The following is a 22,691-nucleotide window of genomic DNA, read 5'->3' as shown; positions in this document are numbered from 1 at the left end:
AGAGATGTCTGGAATTCCTCACGACCATTACGAGCCGAATTCGAACGGCGAAAAGTGGCTGCACCGCCGCCTTCCCATCGTTGGCCTGTTGTACGACACATTGATGATCCCCACGCCCAAGAACCTGAACTGGATGTGGATCTGGGGCATCGTGCTGACTTTCTGTCTGGCACTGCAGATCATCACCGGCATCGTTCTGGTGATGCACTACACGCCGCATGTCGATCTGGCCTTCTCGTCGGTTGAGCACATCATGCGGAACGTGAACGGCGGCTATATGATCCGCTATCTGCATATGAACGGCGCGTCGCTGTTCTTTATCGCGGTCTATGCGCATATTTTCCGTGGTCTCTACTATGGCTCCTATAAAGCCCCGCGTGAGATCACATGGATCATCGGCATGCTGATCTACCTGCTGATGATGGCCACCGGCTTTATGGGCTACGTTCTGCCTTGGGGTCAGATGTCCTTCTGGGGCGCGACCGTGATTACCGGCCTCTTTGGCGCGGTTCCCTTCGTCGGTGAAACACTGCAGACCTTCCTGCTGGGTGGGCCTGCGGTTGATAACGCGACGCTGAACCGTTTCTTCTCGCTGCACTATCTGCTGCCCTTCGTGATTGCGGGCCTTGTGGTGCTGCACATCTGGGCCTTCCACACGACCGGCAACAACAACCCCACCGGGGTCGAAGTGCGCCGCACCTCGAAAGAAGACGCCAAGAAAGACACGCTGCCGTTCTGGCCCTACTTCGTGATCAAGGACCTCTTCGCGCTGGCCGTGATCCTGACGCTGTTCTTCGCTGTCGTCGGCTTCATGCCGAACTACCTTGGCCACCCGGACAACTACATTGAAGCGAACGCACTGGCGACACCTGCGCACATCGTGCCGGAATGGTACTTCCTGCCCTTCTACGCGATCCTGCGGGCCTTCACCTCTGAGGTTTGGGTCGTGCAAATCGCGTCCTTCGTGACCGGTGGCATCATCGACGCCAAGTTCTTCGGCGTGCTGGCGATGTTCGGGGCGATTGCCGTGATGGCGCTGGTGCCGTGGCTGGACACCTCATCCGTACGTTCGGGCCGGTATCGTCCGATGTTCAAATGGTGGTTCGCCCTGCTGGTGATCGACTTCTTCGCCCTGATGTGGCTCGGCGCGATGCCAGCAGAGGAGCCATATGCGACCTTCTCGCTGATCGCGGCAGCCTACTGGTTCGCCTACTTCCTCGTGATCCTGCCCCTCTTGGGCGTGATCGAGAAGCCGCTGGCGCAGCCTGAAACCATCGAAGCCGACTTTGACGCGCATTATGCGCCCAAGGCAGGCGGCACCAAGACGCTTGTGAACCCGGCGGAATAAGGATCATGACCATGATGAAGACCAACCTCCTTTCTGCCGTGGTATCTTTGGGCCTTGCCCTGCCGGGAACGGCAGTGCTGGCGCAGGATACAGCGACAGAAGAAGAACTGCTAACAACTCCGGCGGAAACGCCGGAGGCCGAAGCCGAGACTGCACCGGCTGAAGCGCCAGCGGCGGAAGAGGCACCTGCCGAAGCTGACGCGACCGCAGCCGAACCCGAGGTCGACGCGGCCCCGGCTGACGAACCTGCCGCAGCTGATGCACCCGAAGTCGCACCCGCCCCTTCCGAGGAGCCTGCGGCCGAGGAAGCGCCTGCTGAGGAAACCACCCCAGAGGAGGCTCCTGCCGAGGAACCTTCTGCTGAGGAAACTGCACCCGAAGAGGCTCCAGCAGAAGAGCCTGTTGCTGAGGAAGCGCCTGCTGAAGCAGAAGCAACCGAGGAAGCGCCTGCTGAAGACGCCGCTGCCGAGGAAGCCGAGCCCACAGGTGAAGAGCAGTCCACGGCAGAAGAAAACGCCGATGCCGACGTCATCGCAGAGGATGATGTTGCCGGTCAGGCGCATAGTGATGACCCCAACGTGGGTGTCATGGAAGCAGATGACCACGGCGAGGAAACTGCCGCTGAAGATCACGCCGGTGACGACGATCACGGTGACGATTCCCACGCCACGCCGCATATCGATAACATCGATTTCTCTTTCGATGGTCCGTTCGGCGGCTATGACGTAAACCAGCTTCAGCGCGGTCTGCAGATCTACACCGAGGTTTGCGCGGCCTGCCACGGTCTGGAGTATGTCGCGATGCGGACATTGTCGGACGAAACCGGTCCGAACATGCCCGAAGAGCAGGTGATCGAATACGCCAAAGGCTATGACGTCTATGACGCCGAGCTGGATGACACCCGTCCCGGCACCCCGGTTGACCACTTCCCCGGCTCCAACCTGCCGAACGCACCTGACCTCTCGCTGATGGCCAAGAAACGCGCCGCGTTCCACGGTCCTTACGGTCTGGGCATCAACCAGTTCCTGAAAGGGATCGGCGGGCCGGAGTATATCACCGCGCTGCTGACCGGTTATACAGGCGAAGAGAAAGAGCAGGCAGGCACGGTTCTTTATGAGAACACCGTCTTCCCGGGCGGCTGGATCGCCATGGCGCCCCCGTTGTCGGATGAGCTGGTCGAGTTCGCGGATGAGCATGCCAACGACGTGCAGCACATGGCCGAGGATGTCTCTGCCTTCCTGATGTGGACCGCCGAGCCCAAGCTGGGCGCACGCAAGCAGGCTGGCTTTGCCGGTGTTGTGCTGTTGGGTCTGTTGTCGGTGCTGCTGTACCTGACCAACAAAAAGCTCTGGGCGCCGGTCAAGAACCGCCGCAAGGACGACTGATCGGGCCACGGCTTTTTTACAGATAAGAAAGGGCGTCGGGAAACCGGCGCCCTTTCTTTTGGCCATGGATAATGACGGCGGCCATTTGGTCTAAAACCTCTCAACAGGGTCCGCCCGGTGGCACACTGGGCATCGCCCTCCCTCCCCCCGGAGGGCGATTTAACGAGGTTTCATGATGCGGAGTCGTTTCGAGTACGGCAGCCGTTCCGACGACAGCCTCGTTCCATCGCCCCCCAGGGAGAGCGATGCCCTTCGCGCTAGGTGGTCAGCTGCGTGCCTGAAATTCCGGTGATCTCGGTCCGCACGATCTCGCCCTCGACCTGTGGCGCGGCAAAACTCACCTCGGTGAACTGTGCCGTGCGCCCCATGTGAGGGTTCTCCATCAGCACATCATGCGTTTGCCCCACCTGCGCCTCCAGATGCCGCTGCACTTGCCGCTCTCCCGCCGCGCGCAGCCGTGCCGCGCGGGTTTTGATCGCAGCACCATTCACCGCGGGCATCCGCGCCGCGGGGGTGCCGGGACGGGCGGAGTAGGGGAAGACATGCAGCCATGTCAGGTCACATTCCTCGACCAGTTTCATGGAATTTTCGAACATCGCTTCGGTCTCGGTCGGGAAACCGGCGATGATATCGGCACCAAAGGTCATGTCGGGCCGCAAGGCGCGGGCCTCTTGGGCAAAACGGATCGCGTCGTCGCGCAGGTGGCGGCGCTTCATGCGCTTGAGGATCATGTCGTCGCCATGCTGCAACGACAGGTGCAGATGCGGCATCAGGCGTGGCTCAGTCGCGATGGCCTGCATTAGGTTTTCATCCACCTCAATCGAATCGATAGAGGAAATCCGCAGCCGCGGCAAATCGGGCACCAACCGTAAGATTCGCATCACCAGATCGCCGAGTTTCGGTGTGGCGGGTAGGTCAGCGCCCCAGGAGGTCAGATCGACCCCGGTCAGCACAACTTCGTTAAAGCCCTTGTCGACCAGCCGCTTGATCTGATCCACCACGACCCCTGCGGGGACCGAGCGGGAATTGCCGCGACCGTAAGGAATGATGCAAAACGTGCAGCGGTGGTCGCAGCCGTTTTGCACCTGCACATAGGCGCGGCTGCGGGTGCCGAACCCGTCGATCAGATGGCCTGCTGTTTCAGTGACAGACATGATGTCGTCGACCTGCACGGTCTCGGTCTCGCCGATGAAATCGGCGGCCATACCCTGCCATGTCGCACCCTGCATCTTTTCGGTGTTGCCGATCACGACGTCGACCTCGGGCATGGTGTTAAAGGTCTCGGGCTCGGTCTGTGCGGCGCAGCCGGTGACGATCAGGCGCGCATCGGGGTGCGCCTTGCGCAGCTTGCGGATGTCTTGGCGGGCTTTGCGCACGGCCTCGGCGGTGACAGCGCAGGTGTTGACCACCACGGCGTTCTGCAGCCCCGCCTGTTCGGCGAGCTCCTTCATCGCCTCGGTCTCATAGGCATTGAGACGACAGCCCATGGTGCTGAAGATCGGGGCGCTCATGTCAGGCTCTCCAGAAAGTCGGGGGTGAAGGTGCCGGAAAAGACATGGGCGGTCGGCCCCGTCATCCAGACGCCATCCTCGCGCCAATCGATGTGCAGTGTGCCGCCGTCGAGGTCGATGCGCACGGCGCGGCCCGTGAGGCCCCGACGGGCGGCGGCGACGGCGGTGGCGCAGGAGGACGAGCCCGAGGCCAGCGTCACGCCCACGCCCCGCTCCCAAACGCGCATCCGGATGTGATCCGGCCCGACGATTTGCGCCACTTGGACGTTGGTGCGCTCAGGGTAAAGCGGGTCATGCTCGGCGCGGGGGCCGAGATCGGAGAGGTCCACCGCCTCAGCATAATCGACGAAAAAGGTGCAATGCGGGTTGCCCATGCCGGTGGCGACGGGGTCGCCGTCAATCGGCAGGTGCAGCGTGTCCATTTCGCGCGCCAGTGGCACCTCATCCCAATTCAACTGCGGGTGGCCCATGTTGACGGAGGTCAGGCCGCCCCCGGCGTCCTTCGCCGCCAAATCGCCCCGCGCGGTGGTCAGATGCAGCGAATCGCGGCCCGACTCGTCCATCAGATAGCGCGCGATGCAGCGGGTGGCATTGCCGCAGGCAGCAGAGAGCGAGCCGTCGGAGTTGTAAAAGGTCAGATGCGCGTCGCCCGCCCCTTGTGTAATCACCGCAAGCTGATCGAATCCCACGCCAAATTGCCGGTGCCCGATGGCCTGCGCCATCGCCGGGGTCACGTCGATTGCCTCCGCGCGTGCGTCAAACACGACGAAGTCATTGCCTAGCCCATGCATTTTCATGAAGGGCAATCCGGGGGTCTGATCGCTGTACATTCGGGGCATATAACCCCGGCATGAAAACTAATCCAGCATCTCGCATTATTTTCGTAATAAAGGGCTTGACCCTGCCGCCCGTAATTTCTAGTTACCCGCCTAGTGGGCCGTTAGCTCAGTTGGTAGAGCAACTGACTTTTAATCAGTAGGTCGATGGTTCGAACCCATCACGGCTCACCACTCACCCCCCCCCCAAATATGGTTGTGGATCAGGTGTTTGGTGCCGCCCGCAGGCGGTTTCGCCTATTCCTGCCCGCGCAGCCGCGCAGAGCGTCGGCGCAGCGCTTCCAGCACGAAAAGCATCGTCGCCGAGAGCACCACCAGCAGCGTCGCCACCGCCAGAATCGTCGGGTTGATCTGCTCGCGCAGACCCGAGAACATCTGCCGCGGAATCGTGCGCTGTTCGGGGCCTGCAAGGAAGAGCACCAGCACCACCTCGTCAAAGGATGTGACAAAGGCGAAGAGCCCGCCCGAGATCACGCCGGGGCGAATGAGCGGTATCACCACGTCCCAGAAGACCTTGATCGGAGAGGCGCCGAGGCTCAGCCCAGCGACAAAGAGCGAGCGATCAAAACCGCTGAGCGTGGCGGTGACGGTGATAATGACAAAAGGCACGCCAAGCGCCGCATGGGCGATGATTAGCCCGGTGAAGGTGCCGACGAGGTTGAACTGCGTGTAGAAAAAGAACATGCCCGCCGCGATGATGATCAGTGGCACGATCATCGGCGACAGCAGGAGCGCGGTGATGACCCGTTTGAACGGCATCCAAGGCGAGGCGAGGCCAACGGCGGCCAGTGTCCCCAGCACCGTAGCGATACTGGCGGCTACGATGCCGATAAGGAAGCTGTTGCGGATCGCGATGCGCCATTTTTGGTCGTCGACAATCTCTTGATACCAGCGTGTCGAATAGGCGTCGGGGTCGAGCGACAGCATACCTTGGGTAAAGGTAAAGAACGGCTCGGCATTGAACGACAACGGCATGATGACGAGGATCGGCAGCATCAAGAACACCAGCACCAAGGCCGCCATGATGCGCAGGCCGTAGTGGCCAGCCTTGTGCCAGATCGTGTAATAGTCGGGCAATGGGCTCATGGCGTCATCCCAGCTTGAGGTTGTCGGTGCCGACGAAACGGTCGAACAGCCAGTAGAGAACGAGGATCAGGATCAGCAGGAGCGAGCCAAGCGCCGCCGCCAGTTCCCAGTTGTTCGAGACCTGCATGTGGAAGGCGATGATGTTGGAGATCATCTGACCGTCGGTGCCGCCCACCAGCGCCGGGGTGATGTAATAGCCGACCGAGATGATGAAGACCAACAGCGCCCCGGCTGACAGGCCCGGCAGGCTCATCGGCAGGTAGATTTTGTACCACGCGCCGATGGGGTTCGAGCCCATAGAAATTGCGGCCCGCATGAAGCTGCTGTCGATCCCGCGCATCACCGCATAGACCGGCAGCACCATGAAGGGCAGCAAGATATGGGTCATGGCAAGGATGGTGGAAAACTCGTTGTAGAGAAGCTCGATCGGCTCATTGATTAGCCCCGCCCAGATGAGCGTCGAGTTCACCACGCCGCCCGCTTGCAGCAGCGCGATCCAAGCGGTCGTGCGCACCAGAAGCGAGGTCCAGAAGGGCAGCAGCACAAAGACCATCAGGAAGTTCGCCGTCGCCGGAGAGGCTTGGGACATGTAGAAGGCCAGCGGATAGCCCAGCAGCATGGTCAGCCCGGTGATAATCAGCGCCATCTTCAGCGTCTTGGTATAGAGCTGTTTGTAGATCTGCGTGTCACGCATGATGATCTCACCTTCAGCATCATACTCCAGATCGACGGCGGTGAGGTAATAGCTTGAGGTATAGACCTGCCCGGCGCTGCGGATCGCGCGCCATGTGGCGGGTTTGCCCCAGCGGTCATTCTCGGCCAGCAGCATCTCAGCCCCATTGGCGGCAAGCTCCGCATCATCCGCACGGCGCAGCCCGCGGGCGGTGGATTTGATCACGCTCGACATGCCCGGCAGGGCGCGGTTGATCTCATCGGCGAACCTGCCGGAGGTGCGGTTGCCCGCCATGCGCTTCATGTCGATGGCCATTTGCGTGACCACAGCCGGATCGGGCAGGGCTTCGCCGTCCCAGTCTTCCAGCATGGTCAGCGTCTCAGGCACCAGTTCTGCGACGGTCGGGTTATAGACACTGCGGAACAGCATCGTGGTGATCGGCGCGACAAAGGCAAAAAGGATGAAGAGCAGCAGCGGCACCACGAAAAGAAACGCCTGCAGGCGGCGTCTGCGCATTTGGCGACGGGCGTTGGCGGCGTCTTGGGAACTGAGGCTGGACACGCGGTTACTCTTCTATAGGGATTGGGTTCCCCGCGCCCGGTCAGGCGCGGGGCAGGGTGCTTATTGCAGCAGCCATTCGTTGAACTTCTCGCCCAACGTCTCGCCATAGTCGGCCCAGAAGATACCATCGGCCTTCACGCCCTCATCAAGGTGCGCGGTTGGCAGGTCTTTCTTGACCTCTTCGGGCAGCAGCGCTTGGGCAGAGGCGCGGGTCGGGCCATAGGCCACGTCCTGCATGCCCGACAGCGGCACGGTGCCGGTGGCGAACTTGATGAACTCCATCGCCTCTTCTTTCTTCTCGGTGCCTTTCATGATGGCCCAAACATCAAGGTCATAGATGTGGCTGTCCCAGACGATCTCGAAGGGTGCGCCATCGTCCTTGATCGCGGCAAAGATACGACCGTTGGCGGATTGCACCATGGTGGCACCGCCGTCGTTCAGCAGAACGGGGGCCTGAGACCAGCTGTCATACCAAGTGATCTCATCTTTGATGGTGTCGAGCTTGGCAAAGGCTTGGGCTTGGCCCTCTTCGGTGGCGAGCACTTCATAGACTTCTTCGGGGGCAACGCCATCGGCCAGCAGCGCCCATTCCATGTTCACTTGGGGGCGCTTGCGCAGACCACGTTTGCCGGGGAAGGCTTCGGTGTCAAAGAAGTCTTCGATGGTTTTCGGGCCTTCGCCGTTTTCGGTGTTCACCGCAAAGACGACGGACCAAACGATATTGCCGACGCCACATTCATTGGCCAGCGCGTCTTCGATGAAGTCATCCGCCGCCGGGGTGCCATCGTCGCCATCGGGCAGAACCGATTGGTCGATCACTTCCAGATAACCTTCGGCGCAAGCGCGTTCGAGGTCGATCACTTCGATGTCGACGACATCCCACAGGATATTACCTGCCTCGACCTGTGCCTTCATCTCGGCCACGCCGCCGCCGTAGTCTTCGAACAGGACGTTGGTGCCGGACTCCTTCATGTAGGGTTCAATCATGTGCTCCATCTGTGCCGCGCCATAGGCGCCGCCAAAAGATGTCACTGTCAGATCCTGGGACAGAGCAGGGCTGGCAAGCAGCGCCGTCGTGGCCAGATACGTCAGATGTTTCTTCATCGGGTCTCTCCTTGTTGTGTCCAGGTTTTTTGCGGGGCCCCGGTTTGCCCCCGGTCGCCCTTAATTGGCAAAGGCGATGCAATCTTTCGTCAGGGACAACAGCTGCGCCGTCGCGCCGTCTTCGAACTCGGGCGCGGACAGGTCGTTGAGCACTTTGACGATAATGTCGGTGCCGTCGGGGAGGCGGAAATAATAGCGGATGAAATCGCCCACATAGATGCGCGTGACAAAGGTCGCGGTCAGCGCGTTGTCATGGGCATGGGTCGTGGGGTGAATGAACAGCTTCTCTGGCCGGATCGACACGCGGCATTGCGCGCCTACGGTCAGCCCTTCGGAGGTTTGCGTGGTGATGGTGCCGGTGTCTGTCTCGACCTTGGCGATCTCGCCTTCGATTTGGCTGACCTTGCCCTGCACAAAGTTATTCTCACCAATGAACTCGGCCACGAAGGCATTGACCGGGCGCTCATACAGTTCTGCCGGGGGCGCGCATTGCTGCACCACGCCATCGTTGAAAACGGCGATCCGGTCCGACATCGAGAGTGCCTCGGTCTGGTCGTGGGTGACGTAGATGACGGTAAAGCCGATCTGCTTGTGCAGGCGCGTGATCTCAAACTGCATTTGTTCGCGCAGGTTCTTGTCGAGCGCGCCCAAGGGTTCGTCCATCAGGATCAGCGTCGGCTGGAAGATCATCGCACGGGCCAGTGCCACGCGCTGCCGCTGGCCGCCCGACAGTTGGCCGGGGCGGCGGTCGCCGAAGGCCGACAGTTCGACCAATGCCAGATACTCCGCCACGCGCTCTTTGATATCGGCCTTGGCCATTTTGCGAACGCTGAGCGGATAGGCGAGGTTTTCAGCCACCGTCATATGCGGGAACAGCGCGTAGTTTTGGAACACCATGCCGATGTTGCGCTTGTTGGGCGCGGTCTTGTTGATCGATTTACCGTTGATGGCGATATCGCCCGAGGTGACGCTTTCAAACCCCGCCAACATCATCAGCACGGTGGTTTTGCCCGACCCGGAGGGGCCAAGAAGGGTGATGAACTCTCCCTCCTGCACATCCATGTCGAAGCCTTTAACGACGAGGTTTTCCTGATCGTAGCTCTTCTTGACGTTATCAAAACGCAGAAAAGTCTCTGCTTTGGTGTCTTTCATTGTGCCGCGGCTCTCCCTGTCGCTGGGGGGAGTTAAACAGGTGCGATGATTCTAAACAATATGTTGTATCGCTTAAGAGAATCGGCCCCCCCTTAAGGCGCTTATCGGGTGAGCATGTGACCACTTTGGCGGCACAGTCGGCAGGTTTTGGCATTCCGGACGGGAAATTTATGACCCCGCGCCTATGTGGATAGCCAACCGCATGGGCAAGATTGTCCGGCAGACTGGGATGACCACAAGGAGACAGCACCGATGGGCAAACGTATCGCAATCGTAGGGGGCGGGTATCTGGGGGCGGAACTGGCCAAGGCGATGGACGACATCGCCGATGTCACATTGATCGAACCGCGCAGCCATTTTGTGCATGCCTCTGCGATGATTCGCGCCGTGGTGCAGCCCAGTTTGGTCGAGGACTCGCTGATCCCCTATGACCGCTTGCTGAAACGCGGCCGTGTCGTTGCGGCGCGGGCGACGGGTGTGGACGGGGAGGGTGTGACCCTCGATAGCGGCGCGCGGGTCGACGCAGATTACATCGTTGTCGCGACCGGCTCAAACTATGCCGCGCCCTTCAAGCCTAAAGGCGCAGACATCGACGGGCTGCGGGCCGCGAACCAAGCCGCGCATGAAAAGCTACAGGCGGCCAAGTCCGTCGGCATCATCGGCGCCGGGGCTGTGGGGGTTGAGCTTGCGGGCGAGATTGCCGAGGCTATGCCTGATAAAAAGATCACCGTGATCACCATGGACGATAAGCTCTTTGCGGCCAAGCCGGACAGCCTTGGGGCTTCGCTGAGCAAGAAGTTAAAGGCCAGCGGGGTGGAACTTATCCTCGGCAAAAAGGTCGAAGGGCTCGCCTCTATGACAGAGCCGCATGCGGGCAGTGTGACCCTCGAAGGGGGACCTGAGCGCGCATTCGATCTGATCTTTCCCGTGTTGGGGGCGCGCGCCTGTTCTGACTTGCTGAAAAACCTGCCCGGCGCAGAGGTCACCGCCGCAGAGCGGATCAAGACCGATGGCCATCTGCGCCCCTCGTCCTTGCCCAACGTCTTTGCCGCCGGGGACGTGGCGGACCCCGGTGACACCATGACCATCGTCGCGGTCAGCCGGCAATTGCCTTGGTTGAAAAAGACCCTCACCGGGCTGATCACGGGCCGCAAACTGGCGGATATGAAAACCTATCGCCCGTGGGGCACGGAGGCGCCGATCGTGCTGCCCTTGGGGCCGGAACGCGGCAATAGCTTTTTGATGCTGTTCACAGCAGGCGATTGGATAACGAAAAAGGTGAAAGGCGCGGATCTGTTCGTGCCAAAGTACCAAAAGCTGCTGAACCGTCGCTGACGGGGCGCTTTTCGTGGTCTGAAAGTGACGTGGCATATACCTAAGAATAGGGCCGTTATCCTGACGCCAGCAGGCATTGAGCGGCGACATGTGTGAAGGTTGATTAACGTCAACTCAGGAGCACAAGCCATGTCCATTCAGTTCAGCCACAGTTTCGATGCCGCCCAAAACGTCACAGAGATCACCCCGATCACCGCCTGCGTCAGCATGGGCAAATACGCGACCGCGCAGGGGGAGCTTGTCTGGCAAAAGGGTGAGATCGCCTGCATCCGCTCCGACACGGCGCTGTTTGTCGGCAAACGCATTTAAGCATTCACACGATATTAAGTGCCACACCGCTACGGTGGCCCCCGGGGCGTTGTTTAGAATGTAAGGTGCGGTGAAATGAACTGGAACGCTATCGTTATCGACGATTCAGAGATTGCGCGGCAGTTCATTCAGGCGTCCCTCGCCGAAGTCGGATTTTCATGTGTGGCGGATTATGGATGCCCCGCCCAAGCCTTGGACGCGCTGGCGAAGGAGCGGATCGCGACAGACGTGATCATCACGGATTTCATGATGCCCGCGATGGACGGGCTTGAGTTCTGTAGCCATGTCAGGGGCCTGCCATTCTACCACGGCGTTCCGGTCGTCATGATCTCAACCCGAAAAGACGCAGATCTGCTGCGCCGCGCTTTGGCGGCAGGGGCAAGCGACTGTTTGAAAAAGCCTTTTAGCCTGTCAGAGCTTGGAAGACGGCTGCAGTTATGTCTGAAAAACGCAGGCGTTGCCGTGCAATAGGGGATGCGTCTGTACGCAGACTGGGCGGCATAGCGCCCCCTTGCGGGGTGTTTAGCGTCGGGGTCGGTTGAGACCCGATCTACAGTCAATCATCTGTCGGGGAATATTGGTGCCCAGGAGAGGACTCGAACCTCCACACCGTTGCCAGTACTAGCACCTGAAGCTAGCGCGTCTACCATTCCGCCACCTGGGCACGTATCGTGTGGGGTGCTCTAAGGCTCAGCCGGGTGACTGTCAATCGCAATTTGAGCGAAATCTAGAAAATCCTGCGCGAGGATCGCTACAACCGGGGGTTTGGCCTTGTGACAGCGGCGGCGCACGGGTACATCCTGTCAGAGAATTTATCTACAGGAGCGGCAGAATGTCTAAGCTGGTCACGATTTATGGCGGTTCGGGGTTTGTCGGACGCTATATCGCGTATCGCATGGCCAGAGCTGGTTGGCGGGTACGGGTGGCGGTGCGCCACCCCAACGAAGCGCTCTTTGTGCGGACCTATGGTGTGGTCGGCCAAGTCGAACCTGTTTTGTGCAACATTCGCAACGATGGCTCCGTGCGCGACGCGCTGCGTGGGGCAGACGCGGTCGTGAACTGCGTCGGTATTCTGGTCGAAACCGGCAAGAACAGCTTTGACGCGGTGCAGTCCGAAGGGGCAGAGCGTATCGCCCATATGGCCGCAACCGAAGGAGTTGGGCGTTTCGTGCATGTCTCTGCCATCGGCGCGGATATGGAGGCCGAGAGCGACTATGCCCGCACCAAAGGCGAGGGCGAGGCCGCCATTCTTAAACATATGCCTGAGGCCGTGATCTTGCGCCCCTCGATCATGTTTGGCCCCGAGGATGAGTTCTTTAACCGCTTTGCAGGCATGACCCGCACCGGCCCGATCCTGCCGGTCGCCGGTGCCTCTACCCGGTTCCAGCCGGTCTTTGTCGATGATGTTGCCAAAGCGGCCGAAAAGACTCTGGAGGGGCAGGCCCCCGCGGGTGTTTATGAACTTGGTGGCCCTGATGTGGATACTTTCCGCGGACTGATGCAGCGTATGCTTGAGGTGATTCACCGTCGGCGTTTGGTGCTCAACATGCCGTGGTTCTTGGCCAAGACCGTCGCCTTTGGGTTCGACATGGTGCAGGCCGCGACCTTTGGTCTTTTCACCAACAAGATGCTGACCCGCGATCAGGTCAAAAACCTGCGCAAAGACAACGTTGTGGCAGAAGGGGCGCGCGGCTTTACCGAGCTTGGCATCACCCCCACCGCGATGGACGCGGTGCTGCCCGACTATCTCTGGCGGTTCCGACCCTCGGGGCAGTATGACGCCATCAAGGCATCGGCACGTAACCTGCGGCAGGGATAATGGAACAGTCGACCACTCTGATCGCCGCCTTTCTGGGTTTGCTGGAGGGGCTGACAGAGTTCATCCCCGTATCTTCGACCGGGCATCTTCTGTTGGCCGGTCACTTCTTGGGCTTTGAGAGCGCCGGGCGGACCTTTGAGGTCGTGATCCAATTGGGCGCGGTGCTGGCGATCCTGACAGTTTATTCCGCACGGCTTTGGGCGGTATTCTCGGCCGCGCCGCATGATCCGCAGGCGCGGCGGTTCATCTGGTCGGTGCTTCTGGCCTTTCTGCCTGCGGTGTTCATCGGCGTCTTGGCCCATGATTTCATCAAGACGGTCCTGTTCGAAACACCTTTGCTGATCGCCATCATGTTGGTGCTGGGTGGGGTGGTGCTGTTGATCGTGGATCGCATCGCACCTGCGCCGACCTATTCCGACGCGACCAGATTCCCGCTTTCCATGGCGTTCAAGATCGGCGTCATCCAATGTCTTGCCATGGTGCCGGGCACCTCGCGGTCGGGCGCGACGATCGTTGGTGCCCTGTTGCTGGGGGCCAGCAAACGCGCCGCGGCGGAATTCTCGTTCTTTTTGTCGATGCCGACGATGGCGGGCGCCTTTGCCTATGACATCTACAAGAACCGCGACGTGCTGGATGCCTCTGCCATGGGCGAGATTGCTGTGGGCTTTGTCATGGCCTTTATTTCTGCCGTCTTCGTGGTGCGTTGGGTGCTCGATTACATCAGCCGCTATGGCTATGCGCTTTTTGGGTGGTGGCGAATCCTTGTGGGTGGTGTCGTGATCACTGCGCTTTGGGCAGGGTTTTGATGGATGGGTCCGAATCGGACCTTAAATGATGCATAAAAATGACCTCCGGGCGTTCCATTTGCCCGGAAAGAGGTAAATAGGTCAGTACTGCTGTCTTTTATTTACTTTGGCGCTCTCGTATACGAGCCTTCTGACGGAATTTGTCGAAGGAACGGGTATATGGCGAAGCAGGTCATGCTAAAATTTACAGACGTTGCGCGGGATATGCCCGAAAAACGCCCGCCCGATTTGCGCCGGACGGATTTCGACGAAATTTATGCCGAATATGCAGATGCCAAAGCGGCCGAGCAGTCGAGCCGGTGCAGCCAATGCGGCGTGCCCTACTGCCAGACCCATTGCCCTTTGCACAACAATATCCCCGACTGGCTCCGCCTGACTGCGGAAGGGCGTCTGCAAGAGGCCTATGAGATCAGTCAGGCCACCAATACCTTCCCCGAGATCTGTGGCCGCATCTGCCCGCAGGACCGCCTGTGCGAAGGCAACTGCGTGATCGAACAGTCGGGCCATGGCACCGTCACCATTGGCTCCATCGAGAAATACATCACCGACACCGCATGGGAGCAGGGCTGGGTCAAACCCGCCGCCCCACGCGAAGAGCGCGCTGAAAGCGTTGGCATCATCGGTGCCGGCCCCGGCGGTCTGGCAGCGGCGGACATGCTGCGCCGCGCGGGCGTGCAGGTCACCATCTATGACCGCTACGACCGAGCGGGCGGCTTGCTGACCTATGGCATCCCCGGCTTCAAGCTTGAGAAAGACGTGGTCGAGCGCCGCAATGCGCAGCTTGCCGAAGGTGGCGTGACCTTTGAACTGAACTGCGATGTGGGTGTCGACCTCAGCTTTGGCGCGATCCGGGGTAAACATGACGCGGTGATCATCGCCACAGGCGTTTACAAAACGCGCGAGATCGAAGCCCCCGGTGTGGGTGGTTTCGGCGTGGAGCGGGCGATTGACTTTCTGACCGCCTCCAACCGCAAAAGCTTTGGCGACACGGTCGAAGAATTCGAAAATGGCCGTCTGAATGCTGCGGGTAAAAAAGTCGTCGTGATCGGCGGTGGCGACACCGCGATGGACTGCGTGCGCACCTCGATCCGCCAAGGCGCGGAGAGCGTCAAGTGCCTCTACCGTCGGGACCGGGCCAATATGCCGGGCAGCCAACGCGAAGTGCAAAACGCCGAGGAAGAAGGCGTGATCTTTGAATGGCTCAGCGCACCCAAGGGCTTTGTCGGCGATCCGGTGACCGGCGTCATGGTGCAAAAGATGCGCCTTGGCGCGCCGGATGTCACTGGTCGTCAGGCTCCCGAGGTGATCGAAGGCGCGGATTACGTCGAAGACGCCGACCTCGTCATCATGGCGCTTGGGTTCGAGCCCGAAGACCTGCCGACCCTGTGGAATGAGCCGGAGTTGCCGGTGAACCGCTGGGGCACGATCAAAGCCGATTACGTCACCGGGGCGACGGCGCTTGATGGCGTCTATGCCGTGGGCGACATCGTGCGCGGGGCGAGCCTTGTGGTCTGGGCCATCAAGGATGGCCGCGACTGCGCACAGGCGATCCTCGATGATTTCAACGGGGCGCAGCGCATCGCTGCGGAATGAGATGAGTGCTGGTGCAGCCATCAAAGCGGACAACGCCATAGGGGGTGAAGCTCACCACGGCCATTGTCTGTGCGGCGCGGTCACGGTGGATGTGACCGGGCCGTTGGCTGCGATTTCGGCCTGTCATTGTGACCTCTGCACCCGGTGGAGCGGCTCTGTCCAAATGGGGATCGAAGTGCCCCGCACGCGGGTTTCCTACGATGGGCCGATCCGGACCTATGCCTCATCCTCCTTCGCCGAGCGGGCGTGGTGCGAGACCTGCGGCACGGCGGTTTGGTTTGCCGATACCGAAGGCGAGAACGCGGAGCTGCTGGAGCTGGCTCCGGGGCTCTTCGACGGGTTTGGCGGGGCAAAGCTGGCGCGCGTGGTCTATGCCGACCGCGCCCCAAGCAACTTTGCCTTGGCCGGGGAACTGGAGCGCGTGAGCAAAGCCGATTACGAGGCCCGCGCCCTGCATGTGGAGGACCAGCAATGAGCCTTTTGAGAGGTCATTGCCTCTGCGGGGCGGTCACGGTCAGCTTTGAGCCGTTGAAAGACGCGCTTGGTGCCTGCCACTGCGAGATGTGCCGCCGTTGGACCGGCAGCGCGTTCCTTGAGATCGACGCGAAACCGGGCAGCCTGACCTATGACGGCCCGGTAAAATCTTACGCCTCTTCGGACTGGGCAGAGCGGGCATGGTGCGACAGTTGCGGCAGTACGCTTTGGTATCACCTCACGCTGCCGGGGCATGACTATTACTCACTCTCTGCCGGGTTGGTGGAGAATGCGGGCGGCCTGCCGCTCAAGACCGAGATTTACATAGATGTGAAGCCCGACGGCTATGCCTTTGCCGGGGACCACGAGATCAAAACCAAGGCCGAAGTCGAAGCAGGATTTGCGGCGTTTGTGGAAGGAACCAAGCCATGACCAAATATGATGACGCCTGGGTGGCCCGCGAAGAAGCCAAACGCGCGATGATGGCCGAAAAGGGCATGTATAGTTTCGAGGAAGAACATTCTTCCTGCGGCGTGGGCCTTGTGGTCAATATCAACGGCGAGAAGACCCGCGAAGTCGTCCTGAACGGGATCAACGCGCTCAAGGCAATCTGGCACCGCGGCGCGGTCGATGCCGATGGGATGACCGGCGATGGCGCGGGCATCCACGTGCAGATCCCTGTGCCCTTCTTTTATGAGCAGGTCCGCCGCACCGGCCACACCCCGCGCGAGAACGAGCTGATCGCCGTGGGCCAAGTCTTCCTGCCGCGCACCAATTTTGCAGCACAAGAAACCTGCCGGACCATCGTGGAGACCGAAGTGCTCCGCATGGGCTATTACATCTACGGCTGGCGGCATGTGCCGGTGGACATCTCCGTGTTGGGCGAAAAGGCCAACGCGACCCGGCCCGAGATTGAGCAGATCCTGATCTCCAATGCCAAGGGGGTGGATGAGGAAACCTTCGAGCGTGAACTCTACGTCATCCGCCGTCGCATCGAAAAAGCCGCCATCGCCGCGCAGGTGCCGCAGATGTACATCGCCTCGATGTCCTGCCGCAGCATCATCTACAAGGGCATGATGCTGGCCGAGCAGGTGGCCGAGTTCTATCCCGACCTGAAGGACGACAAGTTCATCAGTGCCTTCGCGATCTATCACCAGCGCTATTCCACCAACACCTTCCCGCAGTGGTGGCTGGCGCAGCCCTTCCGCATGTTGGCCCATAACGGTGAGATCAACACGCTCAAGGGCAACATGAACTGGATGAAGAGCCATGAGATCCGCATGGCCTCCGCCACCTTTGGTGACATGGCCGAGGACATCAAACCGATCGTCGCTGCCGGATCCAGCGACTCTGCCGCGCTGGATTCCGTGTTTGAGGTGCTGGTCCGCGCGGGCCGCTCTGCCCCCATGGCCAAGACGATGCTGGTGCCGGAATCGTGGTCGAAACAGGCGGTGGAACTGCCCCAAGCATGGCGCGACATGTATTCCTACTGCAACTCCGTGATGGAGCCGTGGGACGGCCCTGCCGCATTGGCGATGACCGATGGCCGCTGGGTCTGCGCCGGGCTTGACCGGAACGGCTTGCGCCCGATGCGCTATGTGGAAACCTCCGACGGCATGTTGATCGCCGGGTCCGAAGCCGGGATGGTGCCGCTGGACGAGGCGCGCGTCGTGCGCAAAGGCGCGCTTGGCCCCGGCCAGATCATCGCGGTCGATATGGAAGAGGGCAAACTCTTCAACGATACCGAGATCAAGAACAAGCTCGCGTCGAACCAGCCCTTCGGTGAATGGGTCGGCAAGATCACCGAGATGGATGATGTCCTTGGCCGCGTCACCGAAAAGCCGCTGTTTGACGGGGCCGAACTGCGCCGCCGTCAGGTGGCTGCGGGCTATACCATCGAAGAGCTGGAACAGATCCTCGCGCCCATGGCCGAGGACGGAAAAGAGACGCTGGCCTCAATGGGCGATGACACGCCCTCGGCGGTCCTGAGCGGCCAGTACCGCCCGCTGAGCCACTTCTTCCGCCAGAACTTTAGCCAAGTCACCAACCCGCCGATCGATTCCTTGCGCGAATTCCGGGTGATGAGCCTCAAGACGCGCTTCGGTAACCTTAAGAACGTGCTTGACGAAGACAGCTCCCAAACCGAGATCCTCGTGCTCGACAGTCCCTTCGTCGGCAATGCGCAGTTCGAAGAACTGATGGCGCAGTTCAAGGTGCATACCGTGTCCATCGACTGCACCTTTGAGGCGGGCAACGGCAATCTTAGTGCCGGTCTGGCGCGGATTCGGGCCGAGGCGGAAGACGCCGTGCGCTCTGGCGCGGGCCATCTGGTGCTGACCGATCAGCACAGCGGGGCCGACCGGGTTGCGATGCCGATGATCCTTGCGACCAGCGCGGTGCACAGTCACCTCGTGCGCAAGGGTTTGCGGACCTTTACCTCGCTCAACGTGCGCGCGGCGGAATGTGTCGACCCGCATTACTTCGCGGTGCTTGTGGGCTGCGGCGCGACCGTGGTGAACGCCTATCTGGCCGAAGATTCCCTCGCCGACCGGATTGAGCGCGGGCTTCTGGACATAACCCTGACGCAGGCGGTGCAGAAATACCGTGAGGCGATTGACCAAGGTCTGCTCAAGATCATGGCGAAGATGGGGATTTCCGTGATCTCGTCTTATCGCGGCGGTCTGAACTTTGAGGCTGTGGGCCTTTCGCGCGCCATGTGTGCCGAGTACTTCCCCGGTATGACCAGCCGTATCTCAGGCATCGGTGTCGTCGGCATTCAGCGCAAAGCCGAAGAGGTCCACGCACGCGGCTGGCAGGGCGACGGGGTCGTGATGCCGATTGGAGGTTTCTACAAGCAGCGCAAGACGGGCGAAAAACACGCTTGGGAGGCGAGCAGCATGCATATGCTGCAAATGGCCTGCAACAAGGCGTCCTATCAGATGTGGCAGCAGTATTCGAAAAAGATGCAGAGCAACCCGCCGATCCATCTGCGTGACCTGCTCGACATCAAGCCCAAGGGCACGCCGGTGCCATTGGAGGAGGTGGAAAGCATCACCTCGATCCGCAAGCGTTTCGTGACGCCGGGCATGTCGCTGGGGGCGTTGTCGCCCGAAGCGCATAAAACGCTGAACGTGGCGATGAACCGCATCGGTGCGAAATCTGACAGCGGCGAGGGCGGCGAAGATCCGGCGCATTTCGTGCCTGAGGCGAATGGTGACAATCCGTCGGCCAAGATCAAACAGGTCGCCTCGGGCCGCTTTGGCGTGACGGCGGAATATCTGAACCAGTGCGAAGAGTTGGAGATCAAGGTCGCACAGGGTGCCAAGCCCGGTGAGGGTGGGCAGCTTCCCGGCATGAAGGTCACCGACCTGATCGCGCGGCTGCGGCATTCCACCAAGGGCGTGACGCTGATCTCGCCGCCGCCGCACCATGACATCTACTCGATCGAAGACCTTGCGCAGCTGATCTATGACCTCAAGCAGATCAACCCGCGCTGCAAGGTGACGGTCAAGCTGGTGGCGTCGAGCGGTGTCGGCACGATTGCCGCTGGCGTGGCCAAGGCCAAGGCCGATATCATCCTGGTCTCGGGTCACAATGGTGGCACCGGGGCCTCGCCCGCGACCTCGATCAAATATGCGGGTCTGCCGTGGGAGATGGGACTGACCGAGGCGCATCAGGTTCTGTCGATGAACAACCTGCGCGACCGGGTGACACTGCGCACCGATGGTGGCCTGCGCACCGGGCGCGACATCGTCATGGCGGCGATGATGGGGGCCGAGGAATACGGCATCGGCACCGCGGCACTCATCGCTATGGGCTGCATCATGGTGCGTCAGTGCCAGTCGAATACTTGCCCCGTGGGCGTCTGTACCCAAGACGAAGCGCTGCGTGGCAAGTTCACCGGCAATGCGGACAAAGTGGTGAACCTCATCACCTTCTACGCCACCGAAGTGCGCGAGATTCTGGCCAGCATCGGGGCGCGCAGCCTTGATGAGGTCATCGGCCGCGCGGACCTGTTGACGCAGGTTAGCCGAGGTTCGGCGCATTTGGATGATCTGGACCTCAACCCGCTGTTGATCACCGTCGATGGCGCACATGAGAACGTCTATGACCGCGACAAACCGCGTCAGGTGGTGCTTGATACGCTTGATGCGCAGATCGTCCGGGATGCCGCGCGTTTCCTTGAGGATGGTGAGAAGATGCAGTTGTCCTACGCCGTGCAAAACACGCATCGGACCGTGGGCACGCGGGTGTCGAGCCATATCGTGAAACGCTTCGGTATGCGCAATTCCCTGCAACCAGACCACCTGACGGTGAAGCTGACCGGTTCGGCTGGGCAGTCGCTCGGTGCCTTTGCGGCACCGGGGCTCAAGCTCGAAGTCTCGGGCGATGCCAATGACTATGTCGGCAAGGGTCTGTCGGGCGGCACGATTGTGGTACGGCCAACGATGGCGAGCCCGATTGTGGCGTCGGAGAATACGATCATCGGCAATACGGTGCTTTACGGGGCGACGGCGGGATACCTCTTTGCCGCGGGCCGGGCGGGCGAACGCTTTGCGGTGCGCAACTCGGGCGCGCATGTGGTGATCGAAGGCTGCGGCAGCAACGGTTGTGAATATATGACCGGCGGTGTGGCGGTGATCTTGGGCGAGATCGGCGCGAACTTTGCCGCCGGGATGACCGGGGGGATGGCCTATCTCTATGATCCCGAAGGGCTTGCACCGAAGCTGATGAATGCCGAGACGATCGTGACCTGCCCGGTCAGCGTCGAACATTGGTTGGATCAGTTGCACGGGCTGCTAGAGCGTCATGTCGCCGAGACCAACAGCCGCAAGGCCGCCGATATTCTTCAGCATTGGGAGACTGAGAAGCACAACTTCCTGCAGGTCTGCCCGAAGGAGATGTTGGTGCATCTGCCCGCGCCGCTGTCGGTGGAAGAGACGGCAGTTCCAGCGGAGTAAGTTATCCCCCGCGCGGCTTCGGCCGCGCGGGAGGGAGATCGCTTGCCCGTGGGGTGGCGATTGAAACGCCGCTTCGGGCCACTTTATGGCGCAGCGATGATGTGTGTTCGCGGAGGTTCGCCCAGCCTCACCAAATCGCCAGCCCGCCGGGACGGGCAGGCGATGGCCCGGCGCCTGCGGCTTGATTCCGGGCTGGGGTGGTATTCAAAAGTGTCTGCGCTACCTCTGCCTTTCCACGGGAGGCAGATCATGCGAAAAATTCTAGCGGTATTGCTGATAGTCACAGGCCTCAGCGCCTGCACCGACACCGCACCGCGTGGCGGGGGCGATATCCTCGTGCTGGGCGATTCCATCATGGCGTGGAATGGAGGCCGCTCGATCCCCGATGTCATTGCCAACCAAACGCGCCGCAGCGTCACCAGTCGTGCCGTGCCCGGCGCGCAGTTCGACAATGGCTCGACCATCGCCTCTGCCGTCGGATTTGACATCCAGCAGCAGTTCCCCGGCGGGCGCTGGAACTGGGTGGTGGTGAATGGCGGAGCCAACGATCTGAGCGCCGATTGCGGCTGCGGGGCCTGCGGGGCCTCGGTGAATGCGCTGATCGCACCTGACGGTCAAAGCGGCAGCATCCCCGCCTTTTTGCAACGCCTTCGTGCCCAAACCGGGGCGCAGGTCATATGGATGGGCTATTACGCAGGCTCCGGCTCAGGCTCCTTTGCCGGATGCCGCGATGATCTGGTCGAAATCGAATCCCGCATCGCCACTTTCGCCGCAGGCCGCCCCGGGATCCATTTCGTCGATTCCGAAGACGTGATCGACCGGGGGGACCGCGGGCTTTTTGCCGGGGACAACGTGCATCCCTCCGCCCGTGGCTCTGCCCGGATCGGTGCCTACCTCGCCCAAGAAATCACCGCGCGCGAGAACCGTTCACAAAAACCCGCAGACGGCCTATAGCTGATCCATGGCGACACGGAAAAAGACCGCCCCCAAGGGCAAGAAATCGAGCAAGGCAAGCCCCCCGTTGAAGAAACGCGCGGGCCGCTGGGTGGTACGCGCCTTGGCGTTTGCCTTTGTCTTGGCCGTGCTGCTGGTGCTGCTGTTCCGCTTCGTAAACCCGCCCACCGGGGTCTACATGCTTTCGGAATCGCGCCGTCTGGGTGGGGTGCAGCGCGACTGGGTGCCGCTTGAGCAGATCGCCCCCGTGATGGCCCGCGCGGCTGTCGCGGCAGAGGATGCGAATTTCTGCAATCACTGGGGCTTTGACATGCAGGCGATCCGCACCGCGATTGAGAACGGCTCTGCCCGCGGGGCGTCCACGATCAGCCAGCAAACGGTCAAGAACGTCTATCTTTGGCATGGCCGCTCGTGGCTGCGCAAAGCACTTGAGGCCGGGATGACCCCACTGGTCGAAACCCTTTGGCCCAAGCGCCGGATCATTGAGGTCTATTTGAATGTGGCCGAGTTTGACGAAGGTGTCTTTGGCGTTGGTGCTGCGGCCCCGCATTACTTTGGCGTCGCGGCGGCAGACCTGAGCCCGACGCAGGCCGCCCGGCTTGCCGCGATCCTGCCCGACCCGAAAGAGCGTTCCGCCTCCCGGCCCGGTGACTTTACCCGCAAGCGCACGGCCCAGATCATGGATGGGGCGGCGACCATCCGCGCGGACGGTCGCGCCGCCTGTTTCGAGAGTTGAAAATCCCCGCGCCAGCAGGCATGGAAGAGTGCAATCCCTTTAACCACA

General features: G+C 60.9%; 19 protein-coding genes and 2 tRNA genes. 14 read left to right on the top strand and 7 right to left on the bottom strand.

What is annotated here, in order from left to right; translation table 11 throughout:
- Positions 1 to 4 precede the first annotated feature (4 nt).
- Positions 5 to 1,348 carry a cytochrome b gene (gene petB / locus O4H31_RS01240; protein WP_269341996.1) on the top strand — a complete coding sequence of 448 codons (1,344 nt, stop codon included), beginning with the start codon at positions 5 to 7 and terminating at the stop codon, positions 1,346 to 1,348.
- An 11-nt stretch (positions 1,349 to 1,359) separates the two neighbouring features.
- Complete coding sequence (locus O4H31_RS01235) at positions 1,360 to 2,733, top strand: cytochrome c1 (RefSeq protein WP_269341993.1); 1,374 nt, start codon at positions 1,360 to 1,362, stop codon at positions 2,731 to 2,733.
- Positions 2,734 to 2,990: 257 nt separating this feature from the next.
- Here the strand turns inward: O4H31_RS01235 and mtaB are convergent, their stop codons facing one another.
- Positions 2,991 to 4,244: a tRNA (N(6)-L-threonylcarbamoyladenosine(37)-C(2))-methylthiotransferase MtaB gene (gene mtaB / locus O4H31_RS01230; RefSeq protein WP_269341991.1), complete on the bottom strand. Its 1,254-nt coding sequence runs from the start codon at positions 4,242 to 4,244 to the stop codon at positions 2,991 to 2,993.
- Positions 4,241 to 5,074: a diaminopimelate epimerase gene (gene dapF / locus O4H31_RS01225; RefSeq protein WP_269342991.1), complete on the bottom strand. Its 834-nt coding sequence runs from the start codon at positions 5,072 to 5,074 to the stop codon at positions 4,241 to 4,243. The genes mtaB and dapF overlap by 4 nt, the downstream gene beginning before the upstream one ends.
- A 104-nt stretch (positions 5,075 to 5,178) precedes the next feature.
- Between dapF and O4H31_RS01220 the strand changes: the two genes are divergently transcribed.
- Positions 5,179 to 5,254, top strand: a tRNA-Lys gene (locus O4H31_RS01220).
- Positions 5,255 to 5,317: 63 nt separating this feature from the next.
- Here O4H31_RS01220 and O4H31_RS01215 read toward each other — a convergent pair.
- The 4 genes from O4H31_RS01215 to O4H31_RS01200 are packed head-to-tail and all read right to left on the bottom strand — an operon-like array spanning position 5,318 to position 9,656.
- Complete coding sequence (locus tag O4H31_RS01215; RefSeq protein ID WP_269341989.1) at positions 5,318 to 6,166, bottom strand: ABC transporter permease; 849 nt, start codon at positions 6,164 to 6,166, stop codon at positions 5,318 to 5,320.
- A gap of 4 nt (positions 6,167 to 6,170) precedes the next feature.
- Complete coding sequence (locus O4H31_RS01210) at positions 6,171 to 7,400, bottom strand: ABC transporter permease (RefSeq protein ID WP_269341987.1); 1,230 nt, start codon at positions 7,398 to 7,400, stop codon at positions 6,171 to 6,173.
- Between the two features lie 60 nt (positions 7,401 to 7,460).
- Positions 7,461 to 8,504: an ABC transporter substrate-binding protein gene (locus O4H31_RS01205; protein WP_269341986.1), complete on the bottom strand. Its 1,044-nt coding sequence runs from the start codon at positions 8,502 to 8,504 to the stop codon at positions 7,461 to 7,463.
- Positions 8,505 to 8,564: 60 nt separating this feature from the next.
- Positions 8,565 to 9,656: an ABC transporter ATP-binding protein gene (locus O4H31_RS01200; RefSeq protein ID WP_269341984.1), complete on the bottom strand. Its 1,092-nt coding sequence runs from the start codon at positions 9,654 to 9,656 to the stop codon at positions 8,565 to 8,567.
- Between the two features lie 252 nt (positions 9,657 to 9,908).
- Here O4H31_RS01200 and O4H31_RS01195 point away from each other — a divergent pair, with 252 nt between their 5' ends.
- From O4H31_RS01195 to O4H31_RS01185, 3 genes are all read left to right on the top strand, one after another.
- The gene (locus tag O4H31_RS01195; RefSeq protein WP_269341982.1) at positions 9,909 to 10,991 is read left to right on the top strand and encodes an NAD(P)/FAD-dependent oxidoreductase; all 1,083 of its coding nucleotides are present in this window, start codon (positions 9,909 to 9,911) and stop codon (positions 10,989 to 10,991) included.
- 129 nt (positions 10,992 to 11,120) lie between these two features.
- Positions 11,121 to 11,300, top strand: coding sequence for a hypothetical protein (locus tag O4H31_RS01190; protein WP_269341980.1), 180 nt, complete (start codon positions 11,121 to 11,123; stop codon positions 11,298 to 11,300).
- A gap of 75 nt (positions 11,301 to 11,375) precedes the next feature.
- Positions 11,376 to 11,771: a response regulator gene (locus O4H31_RS01185; RefSeq protein ID WP_259946971.1), complete on the top strand. Its 396-nt coding sequence runs from the start codon at positions 11,376 to 11,378 to the stop codon at positions 11,769 to 11,771.
- Between the two features lie 107 nt (positions 11,772 to 11,878).
- On the opposite strand, the gene O4H31_RS01180 is transcribed toward O4H31_RS01185, so the two are convergent.
- Positions 11,879 to 11,964 (bottom strand) — tRNA-Leu (locus tag O4H31_RS01180).
- Between the two features lie 168 nt (positions 11,965 to 12,132).
- Here O4H31_RS01180 and O4H31_RS01175 point away from each other — a divergent pair.
- The 8 genes from O4H31_RS01175 to mtgA all read left to right on the top strand — a co-directional run bounded on the left by O4H31_RS01175 (position 12,133) and on the right by mtgA (position 22,643).
- Positions 12,133 to 13,119, top strand: coding sequence for a complex I NDUFA9 subunit family protein (locus O4H31_RS01175; protein ID WP_269341977.1), 987 nt, complete (start codon positions 12,133 to 12,135; stop codon positions 13,117 to 13,119).
- Positions 13,119 to 13,925: an undecaprenyl-diphosphate phosphatase gene (locus O4H31_RS01170; protein WP_269341975.1), complete on the top strand. Its 807-nt coding sequence runs from the start codon at positions 13,119 to 13,121 to the stop codon at positions 13,923 to 13,925. The genes O4H31_RS01175 and O4H31_RS01170 overlap by 1 nt, the downstream gene beginning before the upstream one ends.
- A gap of 159 nt (positions 13,926 to 14,084) precedes the next feature.
- The gene (locus tag O4H31_RS01165; RefSeq protein WP_269341972.1) at positions 14,085 to 15,518 is read left to right on the top strand and encodes an NAD(P)-dependent oxidoreductase; all 1,434 of its coding nucleotides are present in this window, start codon (positions 14,085 to 14,087) and stop codon (positions 15,516 to 15,518) included.
- Between the two features lies 1 nt (position 15,519).
- Positions 15,520 to 15,993, top strand: a complete 474-nt coding sequence (locus O4H31_RS01160) for a GFA family protein (RefSeq protein ID WP_269341970.1) — start codon at positions 15,520 to 15,522, stop codon at positions 15,991 to 15,993.
- Positions 15,990 to 16,424, top strand: a complete 435-nt coding sequence (locus O4H31_RS01155; RefSeq protein ID WP_269341968.1) for a GFA family protein — start codon at positions 15,990 to 15,992, stop codon at positions 16,422 to 16,424. Before O4H31_RS01160 ends, O4H31_RS01155 begins: the two co-directional genes overlap by 4 nt.
- A complete protein-coding gene (gene gltB, locus O4H31_RS01150; RefSeq protein WP_269341966.1) occupies positions 16,421 to 20,953 on the top strand; it encodes a glutamate synthase large subunit in 4,533 nt (1,510 codons plus the stop codon). Before O4H31_RS01155 ends, gltB begins: the two co-directional genes overlap by 4 nt.
- Positions 20,954 to 21,202: 249 nt before the next feature.
- Positions 21,203 to 21,907: an SGNH/GDSL hydrolase family protein gene (locus tag O4H31_RS01145; protein ID WP_269341964.1), complete on the top strand. Its 705-nt coding sequence runs from the start codon at positions 21,203 to 21,205 to the stop codon at positions 21,905 to 21,907.
- 7 nt (positions 21,908 to 21,914) lie between these two features.
- A complete protein-coding gene (mtgA, locus tag O4H31_RS01140) occupies positions 21,915 to 22,643 on the top strand; it encodes a monofunctional biosynthetic peptidoglycan transglycosylase (RefSeq protein ID WP_269341962.1) in 729 nt (242 codons plus the stop codon).
- The last annotated feature ends 48 nt before the right edge of the window (positions 22,644 to 22,691 follow it).

The sequence above is a fragment of the Sulfitobacter dubius genome (assembly GCF_027214245.1).
GTDB classification, from domain to species: domain Bacteria; phylum Pseudomonadota; class Alphaproteobacteria; order Rhodobacterales; family Rhodobacteraceae; genus Sulfitobacter; species Sulfitobacter dubius_A.
Note: the sequence above shows the minus strand (reverse complement) of the source record. Positions and strands in the feature narration are given on the sequence as shown.